Genomic DNA, 7,402 nt, shown 5'->3' on the forward strand with positions numbered 1-7,402 from the left:
CTTTCCAATCCTCTGCCACTGGTGATCTGGACACTGTTGTGGGCCGGCGTCACGCTGCTGCAGGGTGTCTTCGGCGACCTCTGGTCATGGCTCAACCCCTGGTATGGAGCATGGCGTCTCGCCTCGCGCCTGTTCGGGACCAGGGATCACGGAGCATGGCGCCTGCCCGGATGGGTCGGCTGCTGGCCGGCTGTCATCCTGTTCTTCGCCTTCGCCTGGTTCGAACTCATCGATCCGGCGCCCGACGATCCGGGGCGGCTGGCCTTGGCCGCCGGCCTCTACTGGCTGTTCTCTTTCCTCGCCATGCTGGCGTTCGGCTATCGCGACTGGAGCCGCAGCGGTGAATTCCTGACGGTTTTCTTCTCGATGGTGGCGCGCTTCGCCGTGGCCGAACGCAACCAAGACGGCCGGCTTGGCCTGTGCTGGCCCGGCGCCAAGCTGCTGACGGCGCAGCCCCTGCCGGCCAGCGGCATCGCCTTCCTGCTGCTGGCCCTGTCGTCGGTGTCCTTCGACGGCCTGTCGAAGACCTTCTTCTGGCTCGGCCTGTTCGCCATCAACCCGCTCGAATTTCCCGGCCGCACCGCGCTGATCGGCAGCGGCACTTGCGGGCTGATCCTGACATTCGCGCTGCTGGCGGCGGTGTTCCTGCTTGCCGTCCGGCTCGGCCAGCGTTTTGCCGGCAGCGATCACACGCTCGGCCAGGCCGCAGGCCTGCTGGTGTGGTCGATCGTGCCGATCGCGCTTGCCTATCACGTTGCGCATTATCTGACGGCGCTGCTCGTCGACGGCCAATATGCGCTTGCGGCACTTTCCGATCCGTTGGCGATGGGCTGGAACCTGTTCGGCACAGCCGACATGCAGATCGAGGCCGGCATCGTTGCGGGGGCGGACTCCGCGTGGTGGCTGTGGAATATCCAGGCCGGCGCCATCATCCTAGGCCATGTGCTCGCCGTCCTCGTCGCTCACGGCTTCGCCTGGCGCCTGCACCCACAGCCCTCCCGCGCGGCACTCAGCCAGTTCCCGCTCACACTGCTGATGATCGCCTACACCGTCTTCGGCCTCTGGTTGCTTGCCACGCCGACTGCCGGATGAGAAAAGGCGACCAGCATGCCTTCGGGGAAAGCCCGCTTGCCACGTCGGGGCTTTGGTGATTTAGTTTGTACACATGCGATTTTTTGCCTCGTTACAGCCAGTCAAAACTCAAAAACAGGGGAACTGCCGTGACTGACAAGAATGGGTTTTTCGATCTCTCCAGATCAACGCTCAACCGCCGCACGGCGCTGAAGGGTCTGGTCGCCGGCGCCGGCCTGGGCCTGGCCCCCGGCTACGTCCGCTATTCCCAGGCGCAGAGTTCGGCGCCGATCAAGATCGGCTTCCAGTCGCACCGCACCGGCATCGGCGCTGCCTATGGCCGCTGGTACGAGAAGACCACGGCTGCCGCGGTCAAGGCGATCAATGCCGCCGGCGGCATCAACGGCCGTCAGGTCGAGGTGATCATTGAGGATGACGGCACCGATCCCGGCCGTGGCGCCGAAGTGGTCGGCAAGTTCGCCACCCAGCACAAGACCGACATCGTCTTCGGCACGCTGTTCTCGCATGTCGTCATTGGCTCTGCGCCCGCCGCCGGCGAAAACAAGATGCCCTATTTCGTCGTCAGCGAAGGCCATCACGTCGCCTCGACAAAGCTGAACCGCTATGTCTTCCAGCCCGGCATCACCGACGTGAAGAGCCAGATCCAGTCGATGGCGCCGTGGATCGCGGCCAATGCCGGCAAGAAGGTGACGCAGATCTTCCCCGATTTCGCTTTCGGCTACGACCATCGCGACTACCTGCCGCCGGCACTGAAGGCGCAAGGCGGCGAGGTCATCGCGCAGATCGCCATCCCGCCGACGGAATCGTCCTTCACCAAATACTTCCCGCAGATCCCGGCCGAGACCGAGGTGATCTACCACGTCATGGTCGGCCCGGCCGTGCTGACCTTCGTCAAGGAGCTCGGCGAGTTCTATGGCTCCAACCGGCCGCAACTGTTCGGCTTCATCGATTCGCTCGAAGCCACCGACATCAACAGTCCCGGCCTCGAATTCCTCGACGGCAGCCATTTCTGGGAAGGCTCGCCGCGTTATGCGCAGGCCAACGATTCCGAAGCGCAGAAGGCCTACCGCACCGCTGTCGGCATCGATGACAATGGCGCTGCCGTCGGCGATCCCAAGGATGTCTCCACCGCAGCCCACATGTTCGGCTGCTGGGAGACGCTCTATGTCGTCAAGAAGGCAATGGAAGACGCCGGCTACAAGGGTCCGGAAGACCGCGCCAAGCTGGTCGAGGCGACCGAAGCGCTGACCGAGTTCGCCGAAGGCCCGCAGCATCCGCAGGGGCCAAAAACCTTCAACGGCAAGATCCACCAGTGCTTTGGTATCCAGAACATCTCCAAGGTCGAGGGCGGCAAGCTCAAGGTCGTGCACAAGACCAAGATCGAGGACGGGCTTTACGAGGCCGAGGGAGATTATACCACGCAGGCGCTGTGAGTTTGGCATTCCAGCAAGCGCCTGCCAGCGTGTAACCGATGCACTTTGGTCCCCACCTCCTCCTCGCTGCCCTCGAAGGCCTCGTCACCTCAGCCGTGCTGGCGCTGACGGCGCTTGGGCTGTCCCTGGTGTTCGGTGTCATGCGCGTGGTCAATGTCGCGCATGGTGAGTTCTTCATGCTGGGCGCGGTGCTCGCCTGGGCGATCACCACGGCCATCGGCGGTCACCCTGCGCTCGGCTTCCTGGCGGCGCTGGTGATTGCCCCGCTGATCGTCGGCGCCATTGCGCTGGTCGCCGAACGGCTGGTGCTGCGCCGGCTCAATTACAATCCGGAAGCCACCATCGTCGCCACCATCGGCATGCTCTACATCATCCAGCAGCTGGCGCTGACTTTCTATGGCCCGGAGGCTCGGCCGGTCGAGCCGCCGTTCAGCTACCGCATCCTTTTGCCTTGGTTCGGCTATTCCGGCTACAAACTGTCTGTTATCGCCGCTTCCGCGCTGCTGCTCACCGCGACATGGCTGGTGCTGACGCGCACCAGGATCGGCCTCGTCATGCGCGCCACGCAGTATGACAGCGAAACCGCACAGGCCTTCGGCATCCCTGTCGGCCGTGTCTATGGCGGCGTCTTCGCGCTCGGTGCCATGCTGGCGGCCATTGCCGCGGTGCTGATCGTGCCGATCAGCCAGGCGCATTATCTGATGGGACAGGATCCGCTGCTGCTCTCCTTCATCGTCGTCATCATCGGCGGCCTCGGCTCGCTGCGCGGCACGGTCGTCGCCGCCGTGCTGATCGGCCTCTCCGACGGCATCATCTCGATGTTCTTCTCGCCGACGCTGGCCAAGATCATTGCCACGCTGCTCGTCGCCATGGTGCTGGTGTTCCGCCCGCAAGGCCTGTTCGGGACGGCATCGCGATGAGCGAAGCTTCGCCGGCAAAAGCCTATGCCCTGCATCTCGGCGTCATCGCCCTGCTCTTCGTGCTGAGCTTCCTGCTGCCGGACTACTATCACGGCCTGCTTGCCCGCATCATGGTGCTGGCGGTCTTTGCCATGGGCTACAACATGCTGTTCGGCTATGTCGGCCTGCTCAGCCTCGGCCATGCGATGTTCTTCGCCGCCGGGCTCTATGGCGCCGGCCTTGCCGTCATCCAGCTCGGCTGGAGCGTACCAGCGGCATTCGCCTCGGGCCTCGGCTGTGGTGTTGTTGTTTCACTCGTGATCGGCCTGCTGGCGTTGCGCACCACGGGCGTCGCCTTCATGATCGTCACCATGATGTTCGCTCAAGTGTTCTACCTCCTCATCCTCTACTTCGCGACTTGGACCGGCGGCGACCAAGGCATGGTCGTGCCGCAGCCGGCGCGGGTGCTCAGCTTTGGCGCTACATCGCTCGAACTCACCAATCCGACGGTGCGCTACATGACAGCGCTGGCGCTGTTATCCATCGTGCTGCTCGTCACATTGGCCATCGTCCGCTCCCGCTATGGCCGCGTGCTGGTCGCCATCCGCGAGAATGAGGAGCGCACGAAGATGCTCGGCTACGATACGTTTTCGAACAAGCTCGCCGCCGTCGTCATCTCCGGCATCATCTGCGCGGCCTCGGGGGCCGCCTATGCGCTGCTGTTCGGCTATGTCGGATCGAGCTTCGCGTCGGTGCAGTATTCGATCCTGCCGCTGCTGTGGGTGCTGCTGGGCGGTGCCGCCACCACGCTTGGGCCGCTGATCGGCACGCTGTTCATGTACTATGTCATCGATATCACCAGCGGCTACACCTCCGCCTATCTGCTGATCGTCGGCATCGCGCTGATCCTGCTGGTGCTGTTTTTCCCGAAAGGCATTCTGGGCAGCATCCGCCAGCGCTGGCTCGGGTGGCTGCCATGATGCCGCTTTTGACCACCAAGGGCCTGTCGCGCAATTTCGGTGGTCTGCGCGCCGTCGACAATGTCGATTTCGCGCTGATGCCGGGCGAGATCCGCGCCGTGATCGGCCCCAACGGGGCGGGGAAGACCACCTTCGTCAGCCTGGTCAGCGGCCGCATCCAGCCGTCTGCCGGCATGATCGTCTTCGACGGCGCCGACATCACCAATCTGCCTGCCTATGTCAGGGTGCGCAGGGGCATCGCCTACACCTTCCAGCTCACCAGCGTCTATGCCAACCTGTCCGTTTACGCCAACGTCGCGCTGCCCGCGCAACTGACGCAGCGGCATGGCAGCCAGTCCAAGAGCGCGATACAGGCCGCTGTCATGACCGCACTGGAAAGCACTGGCCTGGCCGACCGTGCCCATATGCCGGCCGGGCAGTTGTCCTACGGCCATCAGCGCCTGTTGGAAGTGGCGATGGGCCTCGCGCTGAAGCCGCGCCTGCTGATCCTCGACGAGCCGACGCAAGGGCTGGCCGACAGCGAGATCGACAATTTCATCACCCTGGTGCGCGAGATCGCCAAGAACGCCACCGTGCTTCTGATCGAGCACAACATGCCTGTCGTCATGCAACTCGCCGACCGCATCACCGTCTTCAATGCCGGCAAGATCCTGGCCGAAGGCACCCCCGAAGCGATCCGCGAGAACGCGGCGGTGCAGGAAGCCTATCTGGGGACCGCCCCATGACCGAGGCAAAGTCCGAGGCGCTGACCATCTCTGGACTGGACTGCTACTATGGCGAGGTCCAGGTGCTCTATGGCCTCGACCTGGTGCTGAACAAGGGCGAGGTGCTGTGCCTGTTCGGCCGCAATGGCGCCGGCAAGACGACGACGCTGAAAGCCATCATGGGACTGGTTCCCTCAAGCGCCGGCTCGATCAAACTGGCTGGCCAAGAGTTGACCGGGCTGCCGGCGCATGAAGTGCCCAAGGCCGGCGTCGCCTATGTGCCGCAGGGAAGGCGGCTGTTCGCCGAAATGACGGTGGCCGAAAACATCGAGATCGGCCTGATGGCGCGCGGCAAGGGCAAGGCGACGCGTGAAAACGTGCTCGACCTCTTTCCATTGCTGCGCCAGCGGCTGCGGCAGCGTTCCGGCACATTGTCCGGCGGCGAACAGCAGATGCTGGCCATGGCGCGCGCGCTCTGTCTCGAACCGCAAGTGCTGCTGCTCGACGAGCCAACCGAAGGGCTGATGCCGTCGATGATCGCCAAGATCCGCGAGACGGTGTCGAAGCTGCGCGACATGGGCGTCTCGACCATTCTGGTCGAGCAGCGTGTCGATGCGGTGCTTTCGGTCGCCGACCACGTTGCCTTCATCGAAAACGGCCGCAACCGCGAGACGGTCGACGTCGAGGAGTTGCGCGCCGACCCGTCGGCGGTCCGCCGCTATGTCGGCGTCGGGTGATCAGCCGAAGAACAGAAAGCCCGCGACCAAAAATATCGGGATCAGCACCAGCCCCGACCACAGCATGTAGCCGAAGAAGCCCGGCATCTTCACGCCGCGATGGCGGGCGATGGCGTAGACCATGAAGTTCGGCGCATTGCCGATATAGGTGTTGGCGCCCATGAACACCGCGCCCGCCGAGATCGCGGCAAGCGTCGAGGCGAACTCCGTCATCAGGTGCCGGGGGTCGCCGCCGGCAAGCTCGAAGAACACCAGATAGGTCGGCGCATTGTCGAGGAAGGACGACAATGCCCCTGTCAGCCAGAAATAGGCGAGATCGTTGGGCGTACCCGAGGGTGAACTGACAAGCGACACCAGCGGTGCCAGCGCGCCGTCATGGCTTGCCCTTAGGATGGCGATGACCGGCACGATGCAGATGAAGATGCCGGCAAACAATTTTGCCACCTCTGCTATCGGGCCCCAGTTGAAGCCGTTCGCCTCCCGGTGGCTCTTGTAGGAGAGCGGAAGCGACAGCAGGGCGAGCGCCAGGATGATGGCGTCGCGCACCAGATTCTGCAGTTCGAGACTGACGCCGAACACCGAGAAGCTGACGCCGGGCTTCCAGGCCGCCGACAGCAGGATGGCGCCGATCACGCCCGCCAGCAGCGGAAGGTTGGCCAGGCCGCGCAGACGCACCTTGGTATCCGGCGTCGGATCCTTGATCTTCGGCGCGCCAGCCTCGCGCCGATGCAGGATGATGTCGATGCCCAGGAAGACGGCCAGCACGGCACCGCCGACGAACAGGGTCTCGCGCCAGAGATTGGCGGTCGTCCAGAAGAAGTCGACACCTCTGAGGAAGCCGACGAACAGCGGCGGATCGCCAAGCGGCGTCAGCGAGCCGCCGATGTTGGACACCAGGAAGATGAAGAAGATGACGACATGGGCGTTGAACGGCCTGTTATCGTTGGCGCGGATGATCGGCCGGATCAGGATCATCGAGGCACCGGTCGTGCCTATCACCGAGGCCAGCAGCGCGCCGACCAGCAGCAGGCCTGCATTCACCAGCGGCGTGCCGTGAATGTTGCCGGCAAGGAGAATGCCGCCCGAAATGGTGAACAGCGCAAACAGCAGGATGATGAACGACATGTATTCCGTGAGCAACGCATGCAGCACCGCTTCGGTCGCTGTGGGAACACCGAAGGCAGCCGCCAGCGGCACGATCACCAGTGCGGCCCAAAGGGCCGAAATCTTGCCGTAGTGATGTTCCCAGGCATGAGGAAACAGCAGCGGACCGGTGGCGATCGACAACAGCAGCCCGGCAAAGGGCAGCGCCCACCACAGCGACATCGAAGCGCCGGGCAGGCCGTGGTCTTCGGCGGCAAAAGCCTGTGCCGGAAACAGCATGGCGGCAATTATCGCAGCGCATGCAGCCAACAAGGGGATCAAATATAAAAAAGGCCCCCTCATCCGGCCGCTGCGCGGCCACCTTCTCCCCGAGGGGAGAAGAGACTCGGCGCCGACGCTCGCCTTCTCCTCTCCCCTCGGGGAGAGGTCGGATTGCCCCGAATTGCCCTTCGC

7 protein-coding genes are annotated in these 7,402 nt (G+C 63.9%); 6 read left to right on the forward strand and 1 reads right to left on the reverse strand.

Annotated features, from left to right (window positions below; all coding sequences use genetic code 11):
• From EOB49_RS31635 to EOB49_RS31660, 6 genes are all read left to right on the forward strand, one after another.
• Window positions 1-1,092: hypothetical protein (locus tag EOB49_RS31635; protein ID WP_127383280.1), on the forward strand; the 1,092-nt coding region annotated here is incomplete at its 5' end.
• A gap of 128 nt (window positions 1,093-1,220) precedes the next feature.
• Window positions 1,221-2,525: an ABC transporter substrate-binding protein gene (locus EOB49_RS31640; protein WP_127321454.1), complete on the forward strand. Its 1,305-nt coding sequence runs from the start codon at window positions 1,221-1,223 to the stop codon at window positions 2,523-2,525.
• Between the two features lie 38 nt (window positions 2,526-2,563).
• Entirely contained in the window at window positions 2,564-3,445 is an 882-nt protein-coding gene (locus EOB49_RS31645; protein ID WP_127321453.1) for a branched-chain amino acid ABC transporter permease, read from the forward strand.
• Complete coding sequence (locus tag EOB49_RS31650) at window positions 3,442-4,404, forward strand: branched-chain amino acid ABC transporter permease (protein WP_127383281.1); 963 nt, start codon at window positions 3,442-3,444, stop codon at window positions 4,402-4,404. Before EOB49_RS31645 ends, EOB49_RS31650 begins: the two co-directional genes overlap by 4 nt.
• Window positions 4,401-5,129 carry an ABC transporter ATP-binding protein gene (locus tag EOB49_RS31655; protein WP_127383282.1) on the forward strand — a complete coding sequence of 243 codons (729 nt, stop codon included), beginning with the start codon at window positions 4,401-4,403 and terminating at the stop codon, window positions 5,127-5,129. Before EOB49_RS31650 ends, EOB49_RS31655 begins: the two co-directional genes overlap by 4 nt.
• Complete coding sequence (locus EOB49_RS31660) at window positions 5,126-5,845, forward strand: ABC transporter ATP-binding protein (RefSeq protein WP_127321450.1); 720 nt, start codon at window positions 5,126-5,128, stop codon at window positions 5,843-5,845. The genes EOB49_RS31655 and EOB49_RS31660 overlap by 4 nt, the downstream gene beginning before the upstream one ends.
• Here the strand turns inward: EOB49_RS31660 and EOB49_RS31665 are convergent, their stop codons facing one another.
• Entirely contained in the window at window positions 5,846-7,228 is a 1,383-nt protein-coding gene (locus tag EOB49_RS31665; protein WP_206526167.1) for a sodium:proton antiporter, read from the reverse strand.
• Window positions 7,229-7,402: the final 174 nt, after the last annotated feature.

Origin of the sequence: Mesorhizobium sp. M7A.F.Ca.MR.148.00.0.0, assembly GCF_003997735.1 — a bacterium.
Classification (GTDB): Bacteria; Pseudomonadota; Alphaproteobacteria; order Rhizobiales; family Rhizobiaceae; genus Mesorhizobium.

Bases quoted from the DNA above. Each gene is read 5' to 3' on its own strand.
- EOB49_RS31645 (WP_127321453.1), top strand. From the start codon at position 2,564: ATGCACTTTGGTCCCCACCTCCTCCTCGCTGCCCTCGAAGGCCTCGTC.
- EOB49_RS31650 (WP_127383281.1), top strand. From the start codon at position 3,442: ATGAGCGAAGCTTCGCCGGCAAAAGCCTATGCCCTGCATCTCGGCGTC.
- EOB49_RS31655 (WP_127383282.1), top strand. From the start codon at position 4,401: ATGATGCCGCTTTTGACCACCAAGGGCCTGTCGCGCAATTTCGGTGGT.
- EOB49_RS31660 (WP_127321450.1), top strand. From the start codon at position 5,126: ATGACCGAGGCAAAGTCCGAGGCGCTGACCATCTCTGGACTGGACTGC.
- EOB49_RS31665 (WP_206526167.1), bottom strand. From the start codon at position 7,228: ATGCTGTTTCCGGCACAGGCTTTTGCCGCCGAAGACCACGGCCTGCCC.